This window comes from Pseudomonas sp. NFACC56-3 (genome assembly GCF_900100025.1).
GTDB classification, from domain to species: Bacteria; Pseudomonadota; Gammaproteobacteria; order Pseudomonadales; family Pseudomonadaceae; genus Aquipseudomonas; species Aquipseudomonas fluorescens_AA.
In genome coordinates this window covers 1-22,898 of sequence record NZ_FMTK01000025.1, presented here as the reverse complement: position 1 = coordinate 22,898, position 22,898 = coordinate 1, and the positions used below count along the sequence as shown (strand labels likewise).

Genomic DNA, 22,898 nt, shown 5'->3' with positions numbered 1-22,898 from the left:
TTGTTTTGACGTAAAGGTCGTTGTTGGTTAGTTTTTGCCATATTGATTTCCAAGGTGTCGACAATATGCTCGATCAGCTCGAAACCCCGGTGATGGTCCAGGACGACTCGGAGACCCTGTCCGAGAACGTCTTCCGGCGTATCCAGGCCGCCATCGTCAAGGGCGAGATCGCCCCCGGCAGCAAGATCTCCGAGCCTGAGCTGGCGCGCACCTACGGCATCAGCCGCGGGCCGTTGCGCGAGGCCATTCACCGCCTGGAAGGCCAGCGCCTGCTGGTGCGGGTGCCTCATGTCGGTGCCCGGGTGGTGTCGCTGAGCCACGCCGAACTGCTGGAACTCTACGAAATCCGTGAATCCCTCGAAGGCATGGCCTGCCGCCTGGCGGCCGAACGCATGACCTTGGAAGAAATCGACGAACTGCGCCGGGTGCTGGAAACCCACGAGCGCGATGCGGCGTTCCAGGCCGGTGTCGGTTATTACCAGCAGGAAGGCGATTTCGACTTTCATTACCGGATTATCCAGGGCAGCGGCAACCGCACCCTGACGCAGATGCTGTGCGGCGAGCTGTACCAACTGGTGCGCATGTACCGGATCCAGTTCTCCACCACGCCCAACCGTCCGCGCCAGGCCTTTGCCGAGCACCACCGGATTCTCGACGCCATCGCCGACCGTGACGGCGAACTGGCTGAATTATTGATGCGCCGGCACATCGGCGCTTCCAAACGCAATATCGCGCGTCATTTCCAAGACAGCGCCGCCACTGAACGAGGTGAGTCATGAGCAACAGCACTCCAGGCCAGCGTTTCCGCGATGCGGTCGCCAGCGAGCATCCGCTGCAAGTGGTGGGCACGATCAACGCCAACCACGCGCTGCTGGCCAAGCGCGCCGGTTTCAAGGCGATCTACCTGTCGGGCGGCGGCGTGGCGGCCGGTTCCCTCGGCGTGCCGGACCTGGGCATCACCGGCCTGGATGACGTGCTGACCGATGTACGCCGCATCACCGATGTGTGCGACCTGCCGCTGCTGGTGGACGTGGACACCGGCTTCGGTTCCTCGGCGTTCAACGTGGCGCGCACGGTCAAGTCGATGATCAAGTTCGGCGCCGCGGCGATTCATATCGAAGACCAGGTCGGCGCCAAGCGTTGCGGCCATCGTCCGAACAAGGAAATCGTCTCCCAGCAAGAAATGGTCGACCGCATCAAGGCCGCCGTCGATGCCCGTACCGATGACAGTTTCGTGATCATGGCGCGTACCGATGCCTTGGCGGTGGAAGGCTTGGAGTCTGCCCTGGACCGCGCCGCCGCATGCATCGAGGCCGGTGCCGACATGATTTTCCCCGAAGCCATCACCGAGCTTGAGATGTACAAGCTGTTCGCCAGCCGTGTGAAAGCGCCGATCCTGGCCAACATCACCGAATTCGGCGCGACCCCGCTGTACACCACCGAACAGCTGGCCGGTGCCGACGTGTCCCTGGTGCTGTACCCGCTGTCGGCCTTCCGGGCCATGAACAAGGCGGCCGAGAACGTCTACACCGCGATCCGCCGCGACGGCACGCAACAGAATGTCATCGACACCATGCAGACCCGCATGGAGCTTTACGATCGCATCGACTACCACACCTTCGAGCAGAAGCTCGATGCGTTGTTCGCGGCGAAGAAGTAAGGCGCGACTCCCCCACAATTTCAAGAAAATGGAGACAGCAAATGGCCGAAGCAAAAGTACTCAGTGGCGCCGGGCTCCGTGGCCAGGTGGCCGGGCAAACCGCATTGTCCACCGTGGGCCAATCGGGTGCCGGCCTGACCTATCGCGGCTACGATGTTCGCGACCTGGCGGCAGATGCGCAATTTGAAGAGGTGGCCTACCTGCTGCTGTACGGCGAACTGCCGACCCAGGCACAGTTGGACGCCTACACCGCTAAACTGCGCCAGTTGCGCGATCTGCCACAAGCCTTGAAGGAAGTGCTGGAGCGCATTCCCGCCGACGCCCACCCGATGGACGTGATGCGCACCGGCTGCTCGTTCCTGGGCAACCTGGAGCCCGAGCAGGATTTTTCCCAGCAACATGACAAGACCGATCGCCTGCTGGCCGCGTTCCCGGCGATCATGTGCTACTGGTATCGCTTCAGCCATCAAGGCCAGCGCATCGAATGCGTGACCGACGAGGTGTCCATCGGCGGCCACTTCCTGCATTTGCTGCACGGCAAGAAGCCGAGCGAGCTGCACGTCAAGGTGATGAATGTCTCGCTGATCCTGTACGCCGAGCACGAATTCAACGCCTCGACCTTCACCGCCCGGGTCTGCGCCTCCACGCTGTCGGACCTGTTCTCCTGCATCACCGCCGCCATCGGCTCGCTGCGTGGCCCGTTGCATGGCGGTGCCAACGAAGCGGCGATGGAAATGATCGAGCGCTTCAGCTCACCGCAGGAGGCCATTGAAGGCACCCTCGGCATGCTCGCGCGCAAGGACAAGATCATGGGGTTCGGCCACGCGATCTATAAGGACAACGACCCGCGCAACGAGGTGATCAAGGGCTGGTCGAAAAAACTCGCCGACGAAGTGGGCGATACCGTGCTGTTCCCGGTCTCCGAAGCCATCGACAAGACCATGTGGGAACAGAAGAAGCTGTTCCCCAACGCCGATTTCTACCATGCCTCGGCGTACCACTTCATGGGCATCCCGACCAAGCTGTTCACGCCGATCTTCGTCTGCTCGCGCCTGACCGGCTGGGCCGCCCACGTGTTCGAACAACGCGCCAACAACCGCATCATCCGACCGAGCGCCGAGTACACCGGCGTCGAACAGCGCAAGTTCGTGCCAATCGAACAACGCTGAGCTGGAGGGCGCTGACGTAGCGACTGAAGGAGCCGACCCTCCATGTGGGAGCGGGCTTGCTCGCGAAGACGGACTGACATTCAACATCGATGTCGACTGATGCACCGCCTTCGCGAGCAAGCCCGCTCCCACAGTTGATCGAGTTCACTTCAGCGGCTGCGCCAGCCCTTCTGAAACCACCGTGACCGAGTCCTGACGATGAACACAGAATTTCGCAAACCGCTGCCTGGCACTTCGCTGGATTATTTCGACGTTCGCGGCGCCGTGGAGGCCATCCGCCCTGGCGCCTATGACGGCCTGCCGTACACCTCCCGCGTGCTGGCGGAAAACCTGGTGCGTCGCTGCGACCCGGCCACGCTGCGCGAGTCGCTGCTGCAACTGATCGAGCGCAAGCGTGACCTGGATTTCCCGTGGTTTCCGGCCCGCGTGGTGTGCCATGACATCCTCGGCCAGACCGCCCTGGTGGACCTGGCCGGCCTGCGCGACGCCATCGCCTTGCAGGGTGGCGACCCGGCGCAGGTCAATCCGGTGGTGCCGACCCAACTGATCGTCGACCATTCCCTGGCGGTGGAAAGCGGTGGTGCCGATCCGCAAGCCTTCGCCAAGAACCGCGCCATCGAAGACCGGCGCAACGAAGACCGTTTCCACTTCATCAACTGGACCAAGAAAGCCTTCAAGAATGTCGACGTGATTCCGCCGGGCAACGGGATCATGCACCAGATCAACCTGGAAAAAATGTCGCCGGTGATCCAGCAGCGTGATGGCGTGGCCTTTCCCGACACCTGCGTCGGCACCGACAGCCATACCCCCCACGTCGATGCCTTGGGCGTGATTGCCATCGGCGTCGGTGGCCTGGAGGCCGAAAGCGTCATGCTCGGTCGCGCCTCGTGGATGCGACTGCCGGAAATCATCGGCGTCGAGCTGACCGGCAAGCTGCAACCGGGCATCACCGCCACCGACATGGTGCTGGCGCTGACCGAATTCCTGCGCAAGCAAAAAGTCGTCGGTGCCTGGCTGGAGTTTTTCGGTGAAGGCGCCAGCGCCCTGACCTTGGGCGACCGTGCGACCATTTCCAACATGGCCCCGGAATACGGCGCCACGGCGGCGATGTTCCATATCGATCAACAGACGATCGACTACCTGAAGCTCACCGGCCGCGAAGACACCCAGGTGCAGTTGGTGGAAACCTATGCCAAGCACGTGGGCCTGTGGGCCGATAGCCTCAAGGGCGCGCAGTACGAGCGTGGCCTGACCTTCGACCTGTCCTCGGTAGTCCGCAACATGGCTGGCCCGAGCAACCCCCACGCCCGCGTCGCGGTGTCGGAGCTGGCCGCCAAGGGCATTTCCGGCCAGTGGGACGATGTGCCCGGGCAAATGCCCGACGGCGCGGTGATCATCGCCGCGATCACCAGTTGCACCAACACCAGCAACCCGCGCAACGTGATCGCCGCCGGCCTGCTGGCGCGCAACGCCAACCGCCTGGGCCTGGCCCGCAAGCCGTGGGTGAAGTCGTCCCTGGCGCCGGGCTCGAAAACCGTGGCGCTGTACCTGGATGAGGCCGGCCTGACGTCCGAACTCGAGAAGCTGGGCTTCGGCGTGGTGGCATTCGCCTGCACCACCTGCAACGGCATGTCGGGCGCGCTGGACCCGGTGATCCAGCAGGAAATCATCGACCGCGACCTGTACGCCACCGCCGTGTTGTCGGGCAACCGCAACTTCGACGGGCGTATCCATCCGTACGCCAAGCAGGCGTTCCTGGCATCGCCACCCCTGGTGGTCGCATATGCCATCGCCGGGACCATCCGTTTCGACATCGAAAAAGATGTGCTGGGCGTGGTGGACGGTCGCGAGATCCGCCTCAAGGACATCTGGCCGAGCGACGAAGAAATCGACGCGGTGGTCAAGGCTTCGGTGAAACCTGAGCAGTTCCGCCAGGTGTACATTCCGATGTTCGCCATCCAGGAAGACACCGGGCCGAAAGTGACGCCGCTGTACGACTGGCGCCCACAAAGCACCTACATCCGTCGTCCGCCGTATTGGGAAGGGGCGCTGGCCGGTGCGCGGCCGCTCAAGGGCATGCGCCCGCTGGCGGTGCTGCCGGACAACATCACCACCGACCACTTGTCGCCGTCCAACGCCATCATGCTGGACAGCGCCGCTGGCGAGTACCTGGCGAAAATGGGCCTGCCGGAAGAGGACTTCAACTCCTACGCGACCCACCGTGGCGACCACCTGACCGCGCAGCGCGCCACCTTTGCCAACCCGAAACTGTTCAACGAAATGGTCCGGGAAAACGGCAAGGTCAAGCAGGGCTCTCTGGCCCGCGTCGAGCCGGAAGGCAAGGTCATGCGCATGTGGGAGGCCATCGAGACCTACATGGAGCGCAAGCAGCCGCTGATCATCATTGCCGGTGCCGACTACGGCCAGGGTTCGTCCCGGGACTGGGCGGCCAAGGGCGTGCGCCTGGCCGGTGTCGAGGCGATCGCCGCCGAAGGTTTCGAACGCATCCACCGCACCAACCTGGTGGGCATGGGCGTGTTGCCGCTGGAGTTCAAGCCGGGCACCGATCGCAAGACCCTGGGCATCGACGGCAGCGAAGTCTATGACGTGATCGGCGAACGCACGCCGCGGGCGACGCTGACCCTGGTCATCACTCGCAAGAACGGCGAGCGCATCCAAGTACCGGTGACCTGCCGTCTCGATACCGCCGAAGAAGTGTCGATCTATGAAGCCGGGGGCGTGCTGCAACGCTTTGCCCAGGACTTCCTGGAATCGGCGGTGGCCGTTTAAATCGCTTGGGTGGTCCGTTCTCCGGCCATCCTTTTTTTCAGGAGTTAGAGCACATGGCTCACTCGCCTCAAATCAAGATCCCCGCGACCTACATGCGTGGCGGCACCAGCAAAGGCGTGTTCTTCAGCTTGCAGGACCTGCCCGAAGCGGCCCGCGTGCCTGGCCCGGTCCGGGATGCCCTGCTGTTGCGGGTGATCGGCAGCCCCGACCCGTACGAGAAACAGATCGATGGCATGGGCGGCGCAACGTCCAGCACCAGCAAGACCGTGATCCTGTCCAGGAGCTCCCGGGCCGACCACGATGTCGATTACCTGTTCGGCCAGGTGTCCATCGATAAGCCGTTCGTGGACTGGAGCGGCAACTGCGGCAACCTGTCGGCGGCGGTGGGGTCGTTTGCCATCGGCAGTGGTCTGGTGGCGCCCGACCGTATTCCGCAAAACGGCGTGGCCGTGGTACGGATCTGGCAGGCCAACATCGGCAAGACCATCATCGCCCATGTGCCAATCACCGAGGGCGTGGTCCAGGAAACCGGTGACTTTGAACTCGACGGCGTGACCTTTCCAGCGGCCGAAGTGCAATTGGAATTCATGGACCCGGCGGCCGAGGAGGAGGGCGGTGGTGGCTCGATGTTTCCCACCGGCAACCTGGTGGACGACTTGGAAGTGCCCGGTGTTGGCACCTTCAAGGCGACGCTGATCAACGCGGGGATCCCGACGATTTTCATCAATGCCCGCGATGTCGGCTACACCGGCACTGAATTGCAGGGGGCGATCAACAGCGATCCCAAGGCGTTGGCCATATTCGAAACCATTCGCGCCCACGGTGCCTTGCGCATGGGCTTGATCAAGCACCTGGACGAAGCCGCCCAGCGCCAGCACACACCGAAAGTGGCGTTTGTCGCACCGCCGGCGGATTACCTTTCCTCCAGCGGAAAAGCCGTGGCGGCGGGGGATGTCGACTTGTTGGTGCGGGCGTTGTCCATGGGCAAGTTGCACCACGCCATGATGGGCACCGCAGCGGTGGCCATCGGCACGGCCGCGGCGATTTCCGGCACCCTGGTGAACCTGGCCGCCGGCGGCATCGAACGTAACGCCGTACGCTTCGGCCACCCCTCCGGCACCTTGCGCGTCGGCGCCGAGGCCAGCGTGGTCAACGGCGAATGGACCGTTAAAAAAGCCATCATGAGCCGCAGCGCGCGGGTGTTGATGGAAGGGTTCGTGCGGGTGCCGGGGGATGTCCTGAACTGAGTCGAAAAAACTGTGGGAGCGAGCTTGCTCGCGATGGCGGTGTGTCAGCCGACACCAATGTTGAATGTGCCGGCCTCATCGCGAGCAAGCTCGCTCCCACAGGGGATTTTCAGTGGATCCGGAATCTCGATCAGTCACCGATCAAACTGTGGGAGCGAGCTTGCTCGCGATGGCGGTGTGTCAGCCGACACCAATGTTGAATGTGCCGGCCTCTTCGCGATCAAGCTCGCTCCCACAAGGGATGGCCGTCAGCCTTCCGTCAGCGCGGTGACGACCAGCCCCACATTGCTTTCCAGCTCCGCCACCGGATCGGCGGCATCGGTGCTGAGCACCAGCAATCGGCTGCCGCCCTCGGCAATGGCTGCCTTCAGCGCATCCGAAGGCTGGCGATGATGGAGCACCAGCGCCACGTCGTTGTCCTTCAACGTCGCACTCAATTGCTTGAGGGTTTCGGCGGTCCATTCGGCATCGGGCCGGGTATCGGTGCTGATGGCGTCCAGGTTGAGCCCGCTGATCAGGTAGCCGAAATGCTCGCTCAGGCTGACCACGCTCAGGTTATCGGCGCTGGCGAGGCGTTTTTCGCTGTCGGCGCTGAGTTTGAGCAGGCGCTGCTTGAGTGCCGCCAGGTTGGCGTCGATTTTCGCTTTGTCCGCCGGGGCCAGGCGCACCAGGTCGGCGGCGATCACGTCGGCCATGCGCCCGAGGTTATGGCTGGCCATCCACGGCTGGCTCGCCAGCCCGTCGGCCATGCCCGGTTGCACGGCGATGCCGGGAAGGGCGCCGTCCACCGGGCGCGCGGCATCGACTTCGACGATGCGGATATTGCTGCGTCGGGCCATGGGGTACAGCGGATCGTCCGGCCATAGCGAGCGCAGGCCGATCACCCCGTCGGCAGCGCTGGCCAGTTTGCTCAAGGCCGGCGCGCCACGACCGCTGAAGTAGGCACTCTGGCGGGTGCCGGGCAGATTGGCGGGCGCGGCCCGCTCCAGGCTGACCTCGGTGCCCTTGAGCAACGCTTCGCCCAACCCATAGGTGACTGGCAGCGATGCCAGCAGATGAACCTTTTCGCCGGCGAATGATGAGGTGGCGGCCACGCCGCACAACGCGACGGCCAGGGTCAGTTGTCGCAATGAAAAAACCATTATCCAAGATTCCCTTTGAGGCTGGGGACGACACCACGGGCGATGGCGCTCAGGGCGAAGGCGATGCCGGCCACCAGGATGATCGCGGCACCGGACGGGATCGGCAGGTCGAACACAATCGGCGCGAGAATCCCACACAAGGTGCTGACGGTGGCGATCAGCACCGAACACCAGAAAAAGCCTTTCAATGATTGACTGAGCAAGCGCGCCGCCGCGGCGGGAATCACCAGCAACGCGCCCACCAGAATGGCGCCGATGACTTTCACCGCCGCCACGGTGATCAGCGTCACCAGGACCACGAACAGGTAGTCCAGGGTCTTGACCGCCACCCCGCGCACCGCTGCCAGTTGCGGGTTGAAGCTGGCGAGCATGATGCGGTTGTACAGCGGCAAGGCCAGGGCCATCACCAGCGAGCCGACCACCGCCAGCACCAGCAGGTCATTGCCATTGACCGTCAGCACCGAGCCGAACAGTACGTTTTCCAGGATGTGCACATTGATCTTGCCCGCCAGGATCAACAGCAGGCTGGCGCCCAGGGCCAGGGACACCGACAGGAAGACGCCGATCAGCGTATCGGGTGCCAGGCCGGTGCGGTTGCGCAGGTAATTGAGCAGGATGCCGAACAACAGGCAGTAGCCGAACAGGCTGCCGTAAGGCCCGGTGTAGGGTTCGCCGAGCAGGATGCCGATGGCCACGCCGGTGAGCGCCGCATGGCCCACCGCCTCGGAGAAAAACGCGAAGCGCTTGACCACCACCAGCGTGCCGAGGCCGCCCAGCACCGGGCCGATCAGCAGTCCGGCCAGCAACGCATTGACCACGAACCCATAGGCCAGCGCTTCTGGCAGGTAACCGGCCGAGGCCCAGCCCTGGACCATCAAACGAAAGGCTTCATAACTCATCAGGCCGCGCTCCCGTTCGTGCGTGGATGGGTGGAAAACAGCGTCAGCAGCCGTTCCGGGGTCAAGGTCTGGCGTGGCGGGCCGTCGAACAGCACGCGGCGATTCAGGCCGGTGACACGGTCGGCCAGGCGCCCGACGGCTTCCAGGTCATGTTCGATCCACAGCACGGTGATCCCTGCCAGGCGCCAGTCCTGCAGCAATCGTTCGAACACCTGGATACCGGCCTCGTCCAGGGCCGACATCGGTTCATCCAGCACCAGCAATTGCGGCGAGGGAATCAACCCTTGGGCCAGCAACACCCGCTGGCGCTCGCCGCCGGACAGCGCGCCCATGCGCCGCTTGCGCTTGTCCTGCATGCCGACCCGCTCCAGGGCCTGGCCGATGGCGCCGGCGTAATGCTTGCTCAAGCCGAGAAACGCCGGCCGCCGCTGACACATCGCCGCCATGAAATCGTCCACGGTCATGGGCAGGCCCCGGTCGAATTCCAGCGCCTGGGGTACGTAGCCGATCACTCCGGGTTCGCCCGGCCATTGCAGGCTCAAGCGTCCCTGGTGTGGCATCTGCCCCAGCAAGGTCTTGATCAGCGAACTCTTGCCGCCGCCATTGGGACCGACCAGGGCATGGATGCTGCCGGACTCCACCTGAAAGGCCACGTTGTCGAGAATGGTGGTGCGGCCCAGATTCAAGCTGACCTCGGCAAACTCGATCAAGGGCCCGACGTGTTGCAGGGTGAGGGGTTCCTGGACAGTCATGCGCCGGACTCCTGGATCGCCCGGACCACGGTGTCGAGGTTGCCGGCCATTTCCTTTTCGTACTTCTCGGCGCTGTAGTCGCCATAGGAGATGTGCGAGAGCGGGTACAGCTTTACGCCCGATTCACGCTGGATGGTGTCGACGTAGGTGGAGGGAAAATCCATCTCCGAGAAGATCACCTTCACGTCCAGCTCCCGCAGTTGGTCGATGGTTTTCTTCAATTGGCTGGGGCTCGGTTCGATGCCATGGGCCGGTTCGACCACGGCGGTCACTTCCAGGCCGAATTCGCGCAGCAGGTAGTCGTAGGCGGCGTGCACCGTGGCGACGCGCAATTCGGCATTGGGGGCCTGGGTCAGCTTCGCCAGGGCGGCGGCGCGCATCTGTCGCAGGCGCTTGCCATAGGCGCGGGCGTTCTGGGTATAGGCCTTGGCGTTGTCCGGGTCGAGCTTGCCCAGTTCCCGGGCAATGTTATTGACCTGGGCGATGGAGGCGCTGATGGACAGGAAGGTGTGCGGGTTCACGACCTTGCCCGCGCCTCGGGCCGCCGTGCCGGTGGCGGCCAGCAGGGGCACGTTTTCGTTGGCCTCGATCACCTTCACGTCCGGGGTCTCGCTGGCGGCGATCATGCGGTCGGCAAAATCGTCGTGACCTACGCCATTGAGCACGATCACGTCGAGGCCGCTGATGCGCTTGATGTCTTCGGCCCGTGGTTCATAGGCGTGGGGGTTGAAACCGGCCGGTATCAGCGGTACGACCTCGGCCTTGTCGCCGACGATGTTGGCCACGTAGCTGTAATACGGGTGCAAGGTGATGCCAATGCGCAGGCGCTTGGCTGTTTCGGCGCTCACCGGCGAGGTGAACAGGCAGGCCAGCAGGCCGATCAACAGCAAGCGCAGCAAGGGTCGGCGTTGGGATGCAATAGGCATGGGCAAACGGTCTTCTCTCGAATGAGGGCGTGGAGGTCAGTGCCGGTGCTGGCGGGTTACGCCGGCATCGAATTGCGCGACGATCTGTTGCCAGCCAGCGGCGGACAACGCCGCATCGTCCAGGACGGTGGGCGTCGCGAGGCCAGTGCCGCGGTTGAGCCAGATGTCCGGGGCGGCGTCGGACGCTTCGCCGATGCGCATCAGAAACGAACCGGCCACCGACGGATTGGCACTGGCGCCGAAGTAGGCCCGGTCCTGCAGTTGTTGCCAGGCGTGGCCGCCCCGGCTGACGGAACTGGCGTCCTGGGCGAACGGCGCGAAGCCTTCTTCGGCCAGGGTTTGCGGGCTGGGCAGAGTGGGTTGGTCTTCGCGCAGCAAGCGGATTTCATCCAGGGTCACCCGCAGGTCGGTATAGATGCCTTGCTCGGCGGCGCTGAGGTCGCGGCGGGCGTCGAGCTGGTTCGAGGCCAGGTGAGGCGTGTCTTCGGCCTTGCCATGCCAGGCCACCACGGACCCGGCCACCAGCACGATCACCAGGCACAACAGCAACACATACAGGGTTTCATGGCCCGCGCCGGCGGGGCGGATGACTTGAGTCGTGGCGTTGCTCATGGGGCCTCGATGTCGGCTTGGTCGATTTCCACCACGTGGCCGGGGCCGGCGTCGAAGAGCACGTAGAATTCAGCGTTCGGTTTCTTGAAGGTCAGCTTCGAGTCGGCGCCGAGCTTGCCCGGGACGAGGATGGTTTCGTCATAACCGATCACGTCCAGGGTCACTCCGGGTGCACCGCTGCCGTCGGAAAAGCCGCCGGTGCATTGGATCTGTTCGGCGTCGATGGCCTTGCACTCGCACATCGGGTTATGGGCCAGGACGCTGGTGCTTGCGCCTGCGCAGAGCAACAGCGCCAGGCCCTTGAATAAAACGCGGAGGGTCATGGTTTGGCTCCTTGGTTCTTCAGCCAGGCGACGGTGGCCGGGGAGGCCTGGCTCAGGGGAATGGAGGCCTGATGCATCGAACCGTCCCAACCTTCGAGGGTTATCCACAGTTCGGCATCGGGCTGGGTCTTTGGCGGGACCAGCAACAAGGCGCCCATGCGATAGGGCGAACCGAAGAAAATCACCCCGGCGGCGCGCAGGCTGCGGGGCTTGCCGATGCGCAGGTAGGTGGCCTTGACCTGGCCGATACAGCTCTGGCACAGGGTCGCGTTGAAGTGCTTCATCGGCCCGGCAGGCCCTTGGACGCGGGGGGCTTCGTTGCGAAATTCCGCCAGGCGCAGGCTCCAGGGACCGACCTGGACTTCGCCGACGTCCCGCTCGCCAAGCCCGGCATCACCGCGGAACAGGGCGGCTTCGGAAAGGTATTTGGGCATGAACCCCAGGGGAATCAGCAGCAACAACACGTTGAGATGGAAGCGCCATTTATGCCAGAACAGGCTCAGGCGTGACGGTGATGAAGCGGTACTGGACGGGTTCACAGGCTGCCCTCCGACGATTCACGTTGGACGGACGGCTGCAGTGCCTGCGCGATTCGGGCGCCACGGGTGGGTTTCTGGCTACGCTTGAAGGCATTGGCGGTGGCCAGGGCCGTGCGTTTGGTCCAGATCAGCAGGCCGCTGAGGACCATCATGCTCAGGATCAGACCGAAGAAAAACCAGATGAGCTTGATCCAGAGTCCGCCGAAGTCCCCGGTGTGCAAGGGCCGCATGGATTCGGTGACGAACTCCAGGGTCGTGCGGTCCGACAGCAACCGGGAGGCGGCCACGTCGCCGTTGTAGGGGTTGATGGTGGCAGTCTGGAACATCAGCGGATACCAGCCGCGGCCACCGATTTCCAGATGGCTGTAGGCATTGCCGGGCAGGCTGATGAAACTCGCTTCCAGTCCCGGGATGCGTTGCTGGGCGATTTCGATGGCCCGGTCCAGGTTCAACTGCGGTGGCGCCTGGCCGTCAACGGACAACGGCACGTTTTCACGGGCCACCACCGGGATGACCGGTTCGCTGGAAATGGAGATCTGGTTGTCGCCCAGCAAGGCCTGGATCAGGAACCAGGTGCCGGTGACAGAGATGACCGCGATGAACCAGATCGACCAGATCCCGCTGAGCCGGTGGAAATCACCCCAGAAAATCCGTGCGCCGTGGCGAATCCGCAGGGTCGGACGGAGGAAGCCTTTCCAGAAGCGCTTGTAGACCACCAGCCCGGTCACCAGGGATGCGAGCAAGGGCAGGCCCAGGAACGACACCAGATACCAGCCCCAACTGTAGCCGTTGGTGAACGGCACCAGCCACCAGCCATGCAGGGCGCGGGTGAAGGCCTGGAAGTTGAACGTCGGCGCCGAGCCCTGGATGACGCCGCTGTACGGGTTGACGTAGACCGTGTCCGGGCGTCCGTCGGGGTAGGTCACGCCGACTTCCAACGCAAAGTGCGACTCGTCCGGACGGATGATGCTTTGCACCTGGGTTTGCGGCTGGGCCTGCTTGATCGCGGCGATCACCTGGTCATAGCTGAGCAGCGTGGCCTCGTCCGAGGGCTTGCTGGCCCGCATGTCGGGGTTGGCCAGCCAGACGATCTCCTGGCTGACCACCGCCAGGGTGCCGGTGACGCAGACGATGAGCACGAAGAACCAGATGGGCAATGCCAGCCAGCTATGGACCAGGAACCAGAGTTTGGAGCGGGATTTCTTCGACATGATTGAACGTCTTGATTCGATGAAAGGTTCCGTATTACGGGCTTCGCGACACCGTGAACCCAAAAAGGCAGACCGTGGCTTTTGCCGACGCGGCCTGCTGCATCTAATTAAGACGAACGAGCGATCGTAATCCTGAAGGGGAAGATGAAAGAAAATGTTTCGCGTTCAGTTTCAGTGTCTGCTGTGGCTAGGGAGCGGGCCCCCTAGCCACGGACACCGGTCAGCCCTGTTGAAACATCTCCCTGGCCCGTTGCTCGATCTGTTCCTGGCTCAGATCTTCCTTGTGCGTCGCGAGGAACCACAGATGCCCATAGGGATCCTTCAGGGTGCCGCTGCGATCTCCGTAAAACTGGTCCTTGACCTCGGAAATCACCGTGCCGCCGGCGGCAATGGCCTGGGCAAATGCGCTGTCCACGTCCTCGACATATAAATGCAGGCCGACCGATGGCGATGGGTCCGGATTCCTCAAGGGGCCTTGATCGCAAGGCGTGCCCAGCATGATCGGATAACCGTTGATCCGCAGCTCGGCATGCCCGATGCCCCCGTCGGGCATGGCCAGGCGCATGACCTCGGTGGCATTGAAGGCTTTTTTGTAGAAGTCGATGGCTTCGGCAGCTTTTTGAATGCCCAGGTAGGGCGTGATGTTATGGAAACCTTCGGGAATGGCATTGACGCCCATGACGTTTCTCCTTTTGTTATAGGGAGGCGAAGAGAGTCTTCGTCGATTTGCGCTCCTCCACTATAGGCCAGCGACCCTGGCTGGACGCGGGGGCCGACGAACGCTTCAAGGCGATTCCAGCAGATGCGCCCCCGGCCCGCGTTGGCCCAGTACGTCGCCCTGATTGCGCAGCGGACAAGTTTCCATCGACAGGCATCCGCAGCCGATGCAACCGTTGAGTCGATCACGCAGCACCATCAATTGGTTGATGCGTTCGTCCAGGTCCCGGCTCCACTGTGCCGACAAGGTCTGCCAGTCGGCGGCCGTCGGGGCGCGGTTGTCCGGCAGGTTGTTCAACGCCTCGCCGATTTCCGCCAACGGAATGCCCAGGCGCTGGGCGACCTTGATCAGTGCCACGCGACGCAATACCGCCCGTGGGTAACGACGTTGGTTACCCGGGTTGCGCGTGCTTTTGATCAGCCCCTTGGATTCGTAGAAGTGCAGGGCGGTGACCGTCACGCCGCTGCGGGCAGCCACCTGGCCGACGGTGAGTTCCTTGTGGATATCGATCTGCGCCATTGTTTCAATTCACCGCTTGACCTCAAGTTAACTAGAGGTTTTACCCTGCACGCCTTCGGATCGCAAGATTCGCCTGACCTGCATAGGGGACCTTTCATGCAATCGCCAAGGAACAATCGCAGTTTCACCCAACTGATGGAATTCGACATCGAACCTCAATGGCAGCAGGCGCTGATAACCGCCTTGTCGGAACAGACCGAGCGCCTGGCCCGGGACCACCAGGGGTTCCTGAGTGCCAGTATCCAGGCCAGCGACGATGGTCGACGCGTGCTCAACTATTTGCAGTGGCAGACCCGCGAGGCAGGCGAGGCGGCACTTCGAAGTGTCGAAAAGGGCGAGCAGGGTTTCTGGCGGCTGATCCAGGCTCACCGCGCCAAAGCCGTGACGTTCGCTTCGTTCCAGGTGCTACGCAACATCGAGCGCAGCCTGGACAACGCGTTGCATTGCCAGTTGGTCGATTAAGCGCAACGGTTGATCCAGGCAGGCAATACCCACTATCGAGAGGGTTGATTTCTGCCGCGCAGGGCCGGCGGGTAGCCTTTGTTCATCGCCCAACTCCAGAACACCGGACACTCGCCATGAACCGTACCTTTGCCGTTTTGCTGCTCTTGACCGCCACCCTCCTGGGCGGCTGTGCCAGCTCTTCCCCGGAGCTGCGCCCCTACACCGCCGATGAGACCCGCGAGCTGGCCCTTGAAGCCTTGAATCGCCGTGGCCTTTCATTCGAGGAATACCACGCGAAAAAAGCCGAACTGCTTGGCTCGTCGCAGAAAAACGTGGGGTTCGACGATCAGGGCCAGATGAGTGCCGAGCAGGTCGTGCAACAGCCTGGCCGGTCTAGCTGAAGGACTGTACCGCTCAAAGTTTTGCCCACTGTCCGTGGGTTTGCGCCAGGACGTGGGGTAGGGTCATGACTTGACTGACCGCCCCTGATGGACTGACCTGACATGACCCTTTCGCTTGACCTGCTGCTGGGCTTCGCCCTGTTTGCCCTGGTGACTTCGATCACGCCAGGTCCTAACAACACCATGTTGCTGGCCTCGGGTGTCAATTTCGGTTTCAACCGCACCATTCCACACATGCTGGGTATTACCTGCGGCTTCTTTTCCCTGGTGCTGGCGGTGGGCCTTGGCCTGGGCGCGGTGTTCCAGACGTATCCACTGCTCTATACCGCGCTGCGCTACATCGGCGCGGCGTACCTGTTGTACCTGGCGTGGAAAATAGCCCACTCCGGCCCGGTTTCGGACAGCCAGCCGGGGAACAATACGCCGATCAGCTATTGGGGCGCAGCGGCGTTCCAATGGGTCAATCCCAAGGCTTGGATCATGGCCATTGGCGCTATCAGTACCTACACGCCCCTCCAGGGTTATTTCTTCAATGTGCTGGTGATTGCGGCGGTGTTTGCCTTGATCAACCTGCCAAGCGTGAGCCTGTGGGTGGTATGCGGCAGCCTGTTGCGCAACCTGTTGCGTGATCGTCGCTGGCTGCGCTTGTTCAACTGGGGCATGGCGCTGTTGCTGGTCGCTTCGATGTATCCCTTGTTGCTCGAAAGCATCCGTTGAGGGCTGAGCTTCGAGGCGATGCCTGCTAAGCTCGCTGTTCAGGAGCGTTCCTACGCACTTTTAAACGAAGTCCGACCTCTTTAAGGTTTACGATCAGGTATTGCTAGTCTCGAATCCAACGAGGGCACCTGATCCCGGAGCAGGCTCTGCGAGTTTCCTATGAATAAACGTCCTTTGTATTTCGATTACGCCGCCACCACGCCGGTGGATGAGCGGGTCATCCGGGTCATGGTCGAGTGTCTGGGTTTTGACGGCAACTTCGGTAACCCGGCTTCCAGTTCCCATGCCTTCGGCCAGGAGGCCCGGCGCTCGGTGGAGCATGCCCGCCAGCAGGTGGCGCAATTGGTGGGGGCCCAGCCCGAACAGATCGTCTGGACTTCCGGCGCCACCGAATCCAACAACCTGGCCCTCAAGGGTGTGGCTCAGGCACGCAGGGGGTCCGCCGGCCATTTCATCACCAGCCTGATCGAGCACAAGGCGATTCTCGATACAGCACGCCAGCTCGAGGAAAGTGGCGTCGCGGTTACCTGGCTGGCGCCGGACGCCGAGGGCCTGATCAGCCCGCAAGCGGTTCGCGAGGCGTTGCGCGAAGACACGTTCCTGGTCTCGCTGATGCTGGTGAACAACGAGCTGGGCACCGTCAACGACGTCATCGCCATTGGCGAGATCGTTCGCGAGCACGGTGCGTTGTTTCATGTGGACGCGGCCCAGGGCGCCGGCAAGGTGCGGATCGACCTGTCTCGCTGGCCGGTGGACCTGATGTCTTTTTCCGCGCATAAAATCTACGGTCCCAAGGGCATCGGTGCGCTCTACGTCGGCGACCGTGCCCGGCCACGGCTATCGGCGCAGATTCATGGCGGTGGACATGAGGGCGGTTTGCGCTCCGGAACCCTGGCGACCCACCAGATTGCAGCCATGGGCGCCGCATTCGAACTGGCAGCCGCGGCATTCGACGAAGAACTCGCTAAAATCGCCCGGTTGCGCAATCGTTTGCTCGAGCCGCTGCTGGCGTTGCCCGGTGTGCGTATTAACGGCAGTGCGAGCCGCCGGATTCCCCACACGCTGAGCCTGACGTTCAACGAAGGTGAGTTCAACCCGGCGACATTGGGCGCATCGATTGCATTTTCCGCGACCTCGGCCTGCAATTCGGCGCACAACACCCCGTCCCACGTGCTGCTGGCCTTGGGGCACGATGCCCGGGCGGCCGGGCGGACCATTCGCTTGAGCCTGGGGCGCTTTACCAAAGAGCAGGATATCGACGAGGCGGTGCGGCTGATCAAGGCGGCGTGCGCGGCTGCGCCGGCGTTCTGGGCCACGACCCCATAAGCCGAATTCGGCATCGAACAACAACATCAATGAGCAGGAGAAACAATGAGCACCGAGCCTTTGCCCCATGGACTGGTTCCCCAGCGCCTGGCCCGAATCCGCCAACTGATGAGCCGAGAGGGTATTCACGCGCTGCTGGTGCCATCGGCCGACCCGCACCTGTCTGAATACCTGCCGGGTTACTGGCAGGGGCGGCAATGGTTGTCGGGGTTCCATGGTTCGGTGGGGACCTTGATCGTGACCGGCAGTTTCGCCGGCGTCTGGGCCGACAGCCGTTATTGGGAGCAGGCCACCAAGGAGCTGGAGGGCAGTGGTATCGAGCTGGTCAAGCTGATCCCAGGCCAGCCCGGCCCCCTGGACTGGCTGGCCGAACAAACGCCTGAAGGTGGGGTGGTTGCGGTCGACGGTGCGGTCATGGCCGTGGCATCGGCCCGCACCCTGGGCGGCAAGCTCGCCGAACGCGGCGCGCGGTTGCGCACCGACATCGACCTGCTCAAGGACGTCTGGACCGATCGTCCAGGCCTGCCGGATCAACCGGTCTACGCCCATTTGCCGCCCCAGGCGACCGTCGGCCGGGTCGAAAAACTCGCCAAGTTGCGCGAATCCCTCCAGGAGCGTGGTGCCGACTGGCATTTCATCGCCACGCTGGATGACATCGCCTGGTTGTTCAACCTGCGTGGAGCAGATGTGTCGTTCAACCCCGTGTTCGTTTCCTTTGCCTTGATCAGCCAGCAGCAAGCAACGCTGTTCGTGGCCCTGGACAAGGTTGACGCACCGCTGCGTACCGTCCTGGAGCAGGACGGCGTGACCCTGCGCGATTACAGCGAAGCCGCCGCCGCGTTGCGCGAAGTGCCGGACGGCGCGAATCTGCAGGTCGACCCGGCGCGGGTGACGGTCGGCTTGCTGGATAACCTGGGCAGTGGCGTGAAGCTGATCGAAGGTCTCAATCCAACGACGCTGGCCAAGTCCCGTAAAAGCCTGGCCGACGCCGAGCACATCCGTCGGGCCATGGAGCAGGACGGCGCGGCGCTCTGTGAATTCTTCGCCTGGCTGGAAGGGGCCTGGGGGCGCGAGCGTATCACCGAGTTGACCATCGACGAGCACCTGACTGCCGCCCGCACACGTCGGCCGGATTTCGTCTCCCTGAGCTTCAATACCATCGCCGCCTTTAACGCCAACGGCGCGATGCCCCATTACCATGCCACGCAAGAGGCCCACGCCGTCATCGAAGGTGATGGCCTGTTGCTGATCGATTCCGGGGGCCAGTACCTGGGGGGCACCACTGACATCACCCGCATGGTGCCGGTCGGAACGCCCACCGCCGAGCAGAAACGTGACTGCACCCGTGTGCTCAAGGGTGTGATTGCCCTGTCCCGGGCCAAATTTCCGCGGGGCATTCTTTCGCCCTTGCTGGATGCCATCGCCCGTGCACCGATCTGGGCGGAGCAAGTCGATTACGGCCACGGCACCGGCCATGGTGTCGGCTATTTCCTCAATGTCCACGAAGGCCCGCAGGTGATTGCCTATCAAGCCGCTGCCGCGCCGCAAACGGCGATGCAGGCCGGCATGATCACCTCGATCGAGCCGGGCACTTATCGTCCCGGCCGCTGGGGTGTGCGCATCGAGAACCTGGTGTTGAACCGCGAAGCCGGAAGCAGCGAGTTCGGCGAGTTCCTCGAGTTCGAAACCCTCACCCTGTGCCCGATCGACACCCGTTGCCTGGAGCCTTCGCTGCTGACCCAGGACGAAAAAGACTGGTTCAACGCTTACCACGCCGAGGTTCAGCGTCGATTGAGCCCGTTGCTGGACGGTGACGCATTGCAGTGGCTCAACACCCGGACGATGGCGATTTGAGGTAGAGGATCAGGCGAGGGCTTCACGGACGAAGTCCAGCCGATCCTGGCCGAAGAACAGCTCGTCGCCGACAAACATGCTCGGGGCACCGAACACGCCTCGTCCAATGGCGTCTTCGGTGGCGCTCTTGAGTGCTTGCTTGACCTGCTCGTCGCTCGTCAGGGTCAGCACATGGTCGGCGTCGAAACCGCCTTCGTTCAGGACGGCTGCGACAGTCGCGGGGTCATTGAGGTTGCGGGCGTCCACCCAAAAGGCGCGGAACAGGCAATCGACGAAGGCCTCGAAGCGTTCGGGATGGCGCAGTTGCATGGCGGTCACCGCGCGCATCAGCAGCAGTGTGTTGATGGGGAAGTATGGATTGAACTGGAAGGCGACGCCGTAGCGCTTGGCGAAGCGATTCAGATCCTTGAACAGGTAAGGGGTCTTGGCTGGCACTGTCGCCGGTGATGCGTTGCCGGTTGCCTTGAAGACGCCGCCCAATAACATCGGACGATAGATCAACTGGCTGTTTGTCTGCGTACACAACGCCGGCAACTGAGTATAGGCCAGGTAGGTGGTCGGGCTGCCGAGATCGAAATAGAACTCCACTGATTTGCTCATGGTATTTGCTCTCTTGTTGTTATGAGGGGAGGGCTTACCAGCGTTCATTCCAGGGGCGCAGGTCCAGCTCGAAGGTCCAGGCGTCGCGAGGTTGGCTGTGCAGATACCAGTAGCTGTCGGCGATATGTTCAGGATTCAGGATGCCGTCCTGATCCTTGGTGGCATATTTTTCCGGGAAATGATCGCGGATGAAGTCGGTGTCGATGGCGCCATCCACCACCACATGGGCCACATGAATATTCAGCGGTCCCAGTTCCCGGGCCATGCTTTGTGCCAGTGCACGAATGCCATGTTTGGCGCCTGCGAACGCAGCGAACCCCGCAGCGCCGCGCAGTCCCGCCGTTGCCCCGGTAAACAGGATGGTTCCGCGTTCGCGCTTGACCATGCGCTTGGCCACTTCCCGGGCATTGAGAAAACCTGAGAAACAGGCCATCTCCCAAATCTTGAAATACTTGCGTGCGGTTTCTTCGAGGATGCTGCAGGGAACGTTGGCGCCGATGTTGAACACAAAGGCTTCAATCGGGCCGATCTGGTTCTCGATTTGCTCGATGAGTGCGATCACATCGTCTTCTTTACGTGCATCACAGGCAAACCCGTGGGCTTCGCCGCCCTGGGCGCGGATTCCATCCACAAGCGGCTGGAGTTTGTCAGCACTGCGACGGGTAACACAGGCCACGAAACCTTCCTGAGCAAAGCGTTTGGCAATCGCTCCGCCGGTGGCATCGCCGGCGCCAACAACCAGTACGACCTTCTTGTTATTCATGGGTTGCCTCATAGGTAAACGATCGTTAACTAAACGGACGTTATGCTAAGATTCGGCAAGCGTCAAGGTGAGCAATCAGGGGGCAGGGCCATGCGTTATTCAGCCAATCACAAAATGGAAACCCGCGAGAAACTGCTGGCCAGCAGTGCCGTGTCCGCTAAGAAATCAGGTTTCTCTACGGTCGGTGTCGACGGCCTGATGAAAGCGATCGGGTTGAGCGGCGGTGCGTTCTATAGTCACTTCTCGTCCAAGGATGAGCTTTTCAAAGCCATTGTCGAGCGGGAGTTGACTCAAAGCCTGGGTCGCTTGGGCGGCGACGGCACCATGGACTCGATGAAGCTGGAGCGCTGCCTCAAGCAGTACCTGAGCATGAGCCATGTCGAGCAGCCGGAGGGAGGGTGTGCGTTACCGGTATTGGGCGCTGAGATCGCACGATCGGATGTCCAGGTGAGGGAGGCGGCGCAAACGTGGATCTGTCGTCTGCACGAAAGCTGGGCGCGGATACTGGGGAGCGACAGCCTGGCCTGGGCCATTCTGTCTCAATGCGTGGGGGCGTTGGTTGTCGCGCGGATGCTGGTCACACCGCAGGTCCAGCATGACGTCCTCAAGTCCAACCATGAGGACATCAGTCGTCGAATCGCCGAACAAGGGCTCGGCTAAGCTGATCTATTTGCAGATGACGATCATGCTGCGGCTGGTATAGCCAGCGGGATTGAGCCCGAAGGGATAATCCCCTGGTTCTTCGACGACGTCGCCGGACTTGGCAATGACCTTGTAACCCTTGGGAGCACATGCATTGGCGGCACTGGCAGCGCACTGGTCCCAGGATGAGGACAAGCCGGAGCAGTTGATGTGCAGACCCTTTTTGCCGCGTTTGACTTCAGTTTTCGATGTTGCCGCACAGCCCGCTACTGCAAGTACGGCGATCAGTATCAAAATTCGTTTCATTCCCGTCCTTATAACCGCCGCGGATCTTATGCCTGCGTGCGATCGCGTTCGCTCTTGCTTGAAGCGTTCATGACGTCCTGTATGAAAAAATCCATGTCTGGCATTAGGTTACTGGCCTAAACATGGCCTAAATGCGCGGCAAATACCAGACCTTCGTTAAATCCTGATTCAATCTACCGCGACAGCAGGCTTTGCGGTGCTGGCCATGGTCAGCGTTGCGCCCACCGACGCGAGGATGATGCAGGTAATGGCCATCCACTGGGCCAAGGACAGGTATTCCTGGAGAAAGACCAGCCCCGACAAGGCCGCGATGGCTGGTTCGACGCTCATCAAGGTGCCGAAGGTGCGGGCAGGCATTCGAGTCAGGGCGATCATTTCCAGTGTGTAGGGCAGGGCTGTGGACAGGATGGCGACGCCGATGGCGATTGGAATCAGGCTCGGTGTGAGCAGTGCGGCGCCGGCGTGGACAATGCCGATAGGCGCGACGAACAGGGCTGCGATCATGACTCCCAGTGCGGCAGTCTGCACGCCATTGTCCGCTCCGGCTTTCTGGCCGAACAGGATGTACAACGCCCAGCAGAAACCGGCACCCAGCGCGTAGCCGGCTCCAATCAGATCGATACCGGTACTGGTCGCGCCGGTCGGTATGAGCAGCAGCAGGCCAACCACTGCCAAGGCAATCCAGAGAAAGTCGATTGCCCGGCGGGAGGCGTAAATGGCGACTGCCAGAGGCCCGGTGAATTCCAACGCCACGGCAATGCCCAGTGGAACGGTGCGAACCGACATATAGAAGAGGAAGTTCATGCCGCCCAGTGCCATACCGTAAACGATCACCGTGCGCAGGGATTGGCCGGTGAGCTTGGCGCGCCAGGGGCGGAGCATTAACAGCATGATGAGGCTGGCGAAAATGAGTCGCAGCGTCGTAGTGCCTTGTGCACCCACTACCGGGAACATGCTTTTGGCGAGGGAGGCTCCTGTTTGAATGGAAGCCATGGCGATCAATAGCAGGGCAACCGGGTACAGGGTAGAAGCCAGGCTGCGATGTGGGGGGAGCGTCATTACGAAGTGTCGTCCAGAATAAAGGCGGGGAGGCTGCGTTGAGCAGTATATTGCGCATACGCAGCGATTCCGTCTACATACCGGGCATATTTAAGTGCCATGTCGGGCTATAGATAGAAAAATCGAATTAAGGGTTGACGGCAGATTCTGGAAGTCTATAATTCGCCCCACTTCCGGCGCAGTCGAAACGGAAAACTCCTTGAGATTCAACGAGTTAAGTAGGTTTCGAAGGTGCAGGGCTTCAGTTCATCGAAGTCCGGAAGGAGCAGGTAGAGCAAT

The 22,898-nt window shown here is 62.2% G+C and carries 25 protein-coding genes; 11 read left to right on the top strand and 14 right to left on the bottom strand.

Annotation, left to right across the window (positions count from 1 at the left end; all coding sequences use genetic code 11):
• Positions 1-65 precede the first annotated feature (65 nt).
• The 5 genes from BLO80_RS25235 (at position 66) to prpF (ending at position 6,866) form a co-directional block, all read left to right on the top strand.
• Positions 66-779 carry a GntR family transcriptional regulator gene (locus tag BLO80_RS25235; RefSeq protein WP_053186063.1) on the top strand — a complete coding sequence of 238 codons (714 nt, stop codon included), beginning with the start codon at positions 66-68 and terminating at the stop codon, positions 777-779.
• A complete protein-coding gene (prpB, locus tag BLO80_RS25230) occupies positions 776-1,660 on the top strand; it encodes a methylisocitrate lyase (RefSeq protein ID WP_030137801.1) in 885 nt (294 codons plus the stop codon). The genes BLO80_RS25235 and prpB overlap by 4 nt, the downstream gene beginning before the upstream one ends.
• 41 nt (positions 1,661-1,701) lie before the next feature.
• Positions 1,702-2,829, top strand: a complete 1,128-nt coding sequence (prpC, locus tag BLO80_RS25225) for a bifunctional 2-methylcitrate synthase/citrate synthase (protein ID WP_092147410.1) — start codon at positions 1,702-1,704, stop codon at positions 2,827-2,829.
• A gap of 198 nt (positions 2,830-3,027) precedes the next feature.
• Positions 3,028-5,619, top strand: coding sequence for a Fe/S-dependent 2-methylisocitrate dehydratase AcnD (acnD, locus tag BLO80_RS25215; RefSeq protein WP_092332489.1), 2,592 nt, complete (start codon positions 3,028-3,030; stop codon positions 5,617-5,619).
• Between the two features lie 53 nt (positions 5,620-5,672).
• The gene (gene prpF / locus BLO80_RS25210; protein WP_092332491.1) at positions 5,673-6,866 is read left to right on the top strand and encodes a 2-methylaconitate cis-trans isomerase PrpF; all 1,194 of its coding nucleotides are present in this window, start codon (positions 5,673-5,675) and stop codon (positions 6,864-6,866) included.
• A gap of 248 nt (positions 6,867-7,114) precedes the next feature.
• Here the strand turns inward: prpF and BLO80_RS25205 are convergent, their stop codons facing one another.
• The 10 genes from BLO80_RS25205 to soxR all read right to left on the bottom strand — a co-directional run bounded on the left by BLO80_RS25205 (position 7,115) and on the right by soxR (position 14,507).
• Complete coding sequence (locus tag BLO80_RS25205) at positions 7,115-8,008, bottom strand: metal ABC transporter substrate-binding protein (protein ID WP_092332493.1); 894 nt, start codon at positions 8,006-8,008, stop codon at positions 7,115-7,117.
• Positions 8,008-8,907, bottom strand: a complete 900-nt coding sequence (locus BLO80_RS25200) for a metal ABC transporter permease (RefSeq protein ID WP_014339414.1) — start codon at positions 8,905-8,907, stop codon at positions 8,008-8,010. Before BLO80_RS25200 ends, BLO80_RS25205 begins: the two co-directional genes overlap by 1 nt.
• Positions 8,907-9,659 (bottom strand): metal ABC transporter ATP-binding protein, encoded by a 753-nt coding sequence (locus BLO80_RS25195; protein WP_092332495.1) that lies wholly within the window; start codon positions 9,657-9,659, stop codon positions 8,907-8,909. The genes BLO80_RS25200 and BLO80_RS25195 overlap by 1 nt, the downstream gene beginning before the upstream one ends.
• The gene (locus BLO80_RS25190; RefSeq protein WP_092332497.1) at positions 9,656-10,585 is read right to left on the bottom strand and encodes a metal ABC transporter solute-binding protein, Zn/Mn family; all 930 of its coding nucleotides are present in this window, start codon (positions 10,583-10,585) and stop codon (positions 9,656-9,658) included. The genes BLO80_RS25195 and BLO80_RS25190 overlap by 4 nt, the downstream gene beginning before the upstream one ends.
• A gap of 36 nt (positions 10,586-10,621) precedes the next feature.
• Positions 10,622-11,197 (bottom strand): DUF6162 family protein, encoded by a 576-nt coding sequence (locus BLO80_RS25185; protein WP_092332499.1) that lies wholly within the window; start codon positions 11,195-11,197, stop codon positions 10,622-10,624.
• Positions 11,194-11,520, bottom strand: a complete 327-nt coding sequence (locus BLO80_RS25180; RefSeq protein WP_092332501.1) for a hypothetical protein — start codon at positions 11,518-11,520, stop codon at positions 11,194-11,196. The genes BLO80_RS25185 and BLO80_RS25180 overlap by 4 nt, the downstream gene beginning before the upstream one ends.
• Positions 11,517-12,059, bottom strand: a complete 543-nt coding sequence (locus BLO80_RS25175; protein ID WP_092332503.1) for a thiamine pyrophosphate-binding protein — start codon at positions 12,057-12,059, stop codon at positions 11,517-11,519. The genes BLO80_RS25180 and BLO80_RS25175 overlap by 4 nt, the downstream gene beginning before the upstream one ends.
• Complete coding sequence (locus tag BLO80_RS25170; RefSeq protein WP_092332505.1) at positions 12,056-13,270, bottom strand: PepSY-associated TM helix domain-containing protein; 1,215 nt, start codon at positions 13,268-13,270, stop codon at positions 12,056-12,058. The genes BLO80_RS25175 and BLO80_RS25170 overlap by 4 nt, the downstream gene beginning before the upstream one ends.
• Positions 13,271-13,490: 220 nt before the next feature.
• Positions 13,491-13,949, bottom strand: a complete 459-nt coding sequence (locus BLO80_RS25165; RefSeq protein WP_092332507.1) for a VOC family protein — start codon at positions 13,947-13,949, stop codon at positions 13,491-13,493.
• Positions 13,950-14,054: 105 nt separating this feature from the next.
• Positions 14,055-14,507, bottom strand: coding sequence for a redox-sensitive transcriptional activator SoxR (gene soxR, locus BLO80_RS25160; RefSeq protein ID WP_092332509.1), 453 nt, complete (start codon positions 14,505-14,507; stop codon positions 14,055-14,057).
• A 96-nt stretch (positions 14,508-14,603) separates the two neighbouring features.
• Here soxR and BLO80_RS25155 point away from each other — a divergent pair, with 96 nt between their 5' ends.
• The 5 genes from BLO80_RS25155 (at position 14,604) to BLO80_RS25135 (ending at position 19,249) form a co-directional block, all read left to right on the top strand.
• Positions 14,604-14,969 (top strand): antibiotic biosynthesis monooxygenase, encoded by a 366-nt coding sequence (locus BLO80_RS25155; RefSeq protein ID WP_092332511.1) that lies wholly within the window; start codon positions 14,604-14,606, stop codon positions 14,967-14,969.
• 116 nt (positions 14,970-15,085) lie between these two features.
• Positions 15,086-15,352, top strand: coding sequence for a hypothetical protein (locus BLO80_RS25150; protein ID WP_053123631.1), 267 nt, complete (start codon positions 15,086-15,088; stop codon positions 15,350-15,352).
• Between the two features lie 102 nt (positions 15,353-15,454).
• On the top strand, positions 15,455-16,069 hold the full coding sequence (locus BLO80_RS25145; protein WP_092204725.1) for a LysE family translocator: 615 nt from the start codon (positions 15,455-15,457) through the stop codon (positions 16,067-16,069).
• Between the two features lie 159 nt (positions 16,070-16,228).
• Positions 16,229-17,395 carry a cysteine desulfurase family protein gene (locus BLO80_RS25140; protein ID WP_092332513.1) on the top strand — a complete coding sequence of 389 codons (1,167 nt, stop codon included), beginning with the start codon at positions 16,229-16,231 and terminating at the stop codon, positions 17,393-17,395.
• 45 nt (positions 17,396-17,440) lie between these two features.
• Positions 17,441-19,249: an aminopeptidase P family protein gene (locus BLO80_RS25135; RefSeq protein ID WP_092332515.1), complete on the top strand. Its 1,809-nt coding sequence runs from the start codon at positions 17,441-17,443 to the stop codon at positions 19,247-19,249.
• A 9-nt stretch (positions 19,250-19,258) separates the two neighbouring features.
• Here the strand turns inward: BLO80_RS25135 and BLO80_RS25130 are convergent, their stop codons facing one another.
• Positions 19,259-19,849 carry a 2-hydroxychromene-2-carboxylate isomerase gene (locus BLO80_RS25130; RefSeq protein ID WP_092332517.1) on the bottom strand — a complete coding sequence of 197 codons (591 nt, stop codon included), beginning with the start codon at positions 19,847-19,849 and terminating at the stop codon, positions 19,259-19,261.
• Between the two features lie 34 nt (positions 19,850-19,883).
• On the bottom strand, positions 19,884-20,612 hold the full coding sequence (locus tag BLO80_RS25125; protein ID WP_092332519.1) for an SDR family oxidoreductase: 729 nt from the start codon (positions 20,610-20,612) through the stop codon (positions 19,884-19,886).
• A 90-nt stretch (positions 20,613-20,702) separates the two neighbouring features.
• On the opposite strand from BLO80_RS25125, the gene BLO80_RS25120 reads away from it, so the two are divergent.
• Entirely contained in the window at positions 20,703-21,272 is a 570-nt protein-coding gene (locus BLO80_RS25120; RefSeq protein WP_092332529.1) for a TetR/AcrR family transcriptional regulator, read from the top strand.
• Between the two features lie 6 nt (positions 21,273-21,278).
• On the opposite strand, the gene BLO80_RS25115 is transcribed toward BLO80_RS25120, so the two are convergent.
• A complete protein-coding gene (locus tag BLO80_RS25115) occupies positions 21,279-21,560 on the bottom strand; it encodes a hypothetical protein (RefSeq protein ID WP_092332521.1) in 282 nt (93 codons plus the stop codon).
• Positions 21,561-21,728: 168 nt separating this feature from the next.
• Positions 21,729-22,619, bottom strand: coding sequence for a threonine/homoserine exporter RhtA (gene rhtA / locus BLO80_RS25110; protein ID WP_092332523.1), 891 nt, complete (start codon positions 22,617-22,619; stop codon positions 21,729-21,731).
• Positions 22,620-22,898: the final 279 nt, after the last annotated feature.

What these genes read in the sequence shown, in the direction of transcription:
- rhtA (WP_092332523.1), bottom strand. Translation starts at nt 22,619, where the DNA reads ATGACGCTCCCCCCACATCGCAGCCTGGCTTCTACCCTGTACCCGGTT.
- BLO80_RS25205 (WP_092332493.1), bottom strand. Translation starts at nt 8,008, where the DNA reads ATGGTTTTTTCATTGCGACAACTGACCCTGGCCGTCGCGTTGTGCGGC.
- BLO80_RS25185 (WP_092332499.1), bottom strand. Translation starts at nt 11,197, where the DNA reads ATGAGCAACGCCACGACTCAAGTCATCCGCCCCGCCGGCGCGGGCCAT.
- BLO80_RS25235 (WP_053186063.1), top strand. Translation starts at nt 66, where the DNA reads ATGCTCGATCAGCTCGAAACCCCGGTGATGGTCCAGGACGACTCGGAG.
- acnD (WP_092332489.1), top strand. Translation starts at nt 3,028, where the DNA reads ATGAACACAGAATTTCGCAAACCGCTGCCTGGCACTTCGCTGGATTAT.
- BLO80_RS25150 (WP_053123631.1), top strand. Translation starts at nt 15,086, where the DNA reads ATGAACCGTACCTTTGCCGTTTTGCTGCTCTTGACCGCCACCCTCCTG.
- prpF (WP_092332491.1), top strand. Translation starts at nt 5,673, where the DNA reads ATGGCTCACTCGCCTCAAATCAAGATCCCCGCGACCTACATGCGTGGC.
- BLO80_RS25120 (WP_092332529.1), top strand. Translation starts at nt 20,703, where the DNA reads ATGCGTTATTCAGCCAATCACAAAATGGAAACCCGCGAGAAACTGCTG.
- BLO80_RS25155 (WP_092332511.1), top strand. Translation starts at nt 14,604, where the DNA reads ATGCAATCGCCAAGGAACAATCGCAGTTTCACCCAACTGATGGAATTC.
- BLO80_RS25125 (WP_092332519.1), bottom strand. Translation starts at nt 20,612, where the DNA reads ATGAATAACAAGAAGGTCGTACTGGTTGTTGGCGCCGGCGATGCCACC.
- BLO80_RS25190 (WP_092332497.1), bottom strand. Translation starts at nt 10,585, where the DNA reads ATGCCTATTGCATCCCAACGCCGACCCTTGCTGCGCTTGCTGTTGATC.
- BLO80_RS25130 (WP_092332517.1), bottom strand. Translation starts at nt 19,849, where the DNA reads ATGAGCAAATCAGTGGAGTTCTATTTCGATCTCGGCAGCCCGACCACC.
- BLO80_RS25115 (WP_092332521.1), bottom strand. Translation starts at nt 21,560, where the DNA reads ATGAAACGAATTTTGATACTGATCGCCGTACTTGCAGTAGCGGGCTGT.
- BLO80_RS25170 (WP_092332505.1), bottom strand. Translation starts at nt 13,270, where the DNA reads ATGTCGAAGAAATCCCGCTCCAAACTCTGGTTCCTGGTCCATAGCTGG.
- BLO80_RS25165 (WP_092332507.1), bottom strand. Translation starts at nt 13,949, where the DNA reads ATGGGCGTCAATGCCATTCCCGAAGGTTTCCATAACATCACGCCCTAC.
- BLO80_RS25200 (WP_014339414.1), bottom strand. Translation starts at nt 8,907, where the DNA reads ATGAGTTATGAAGCCTTTCGTTTGATGGTCCAGGGCTGGGCCTCGGCC.
- prpC (WP_092147410.1), top strand. Translation starts at nt 1,702, where the DNA reads ATGGCCGAAGCAAAAGTACTCAGTGGCGCCGGGCTCCGTGGCCAGGTG.
- BLO80_RS25180 (WP_092332501.1), bottom strand. Translation starts at nt 11,520, where the DNA reads ATGACCCTCCGCGTTTTATTCAAGGGCCTGGCGCTGTTGCTCTGCGCA.
- BLO80_RS25140 (WP_092332513.1), top strand. Translation starts at nt 16,229, where the DNA reads ATGAATAAACGTCCTTTGTATTTCGATTACGCCGCCACCACGCCGGTG.
- BLO80_RS25145 (WP_092204725.1), top strand. Translation starts at nt 15,455, where the DNA reads ATGACCCTTTCGCTTGACCTGCTGCTGGGCTTCGCCCTGTTTGCCCTG.
- BLO80_RS25135 (WP_092332515.1), top strand. Translation starts at nt 17,441, where the DNA reads ATGAGCACCGAGCCTTTGCCCCATGGACTGGTTCCCCAGCGCCTGGCC.
- BLO80_RS25195 (WP_092332495.1), bottom strand. Translation starts at nt 9,659, where the DNA reads ATGACTGTCCAGGAACCCCTCACCCTGCAACACGTCGGGCCCTTGATC.
- prpB (WP_030137801.1), top strand. Translation starts at nt 776, where the DNA reads ATGAGCAACAGCACTCCAGGCCAGCGTTTCCGCGATGCGGTCGCCAGC.
- soxR (WP_092332509.1), bottom strand. Translation starts at nt 14,507, where the DNA reads ATGGCGCAGATCGATATCCACAAGGAACTCACCGTCGGCCAGGTGGCT.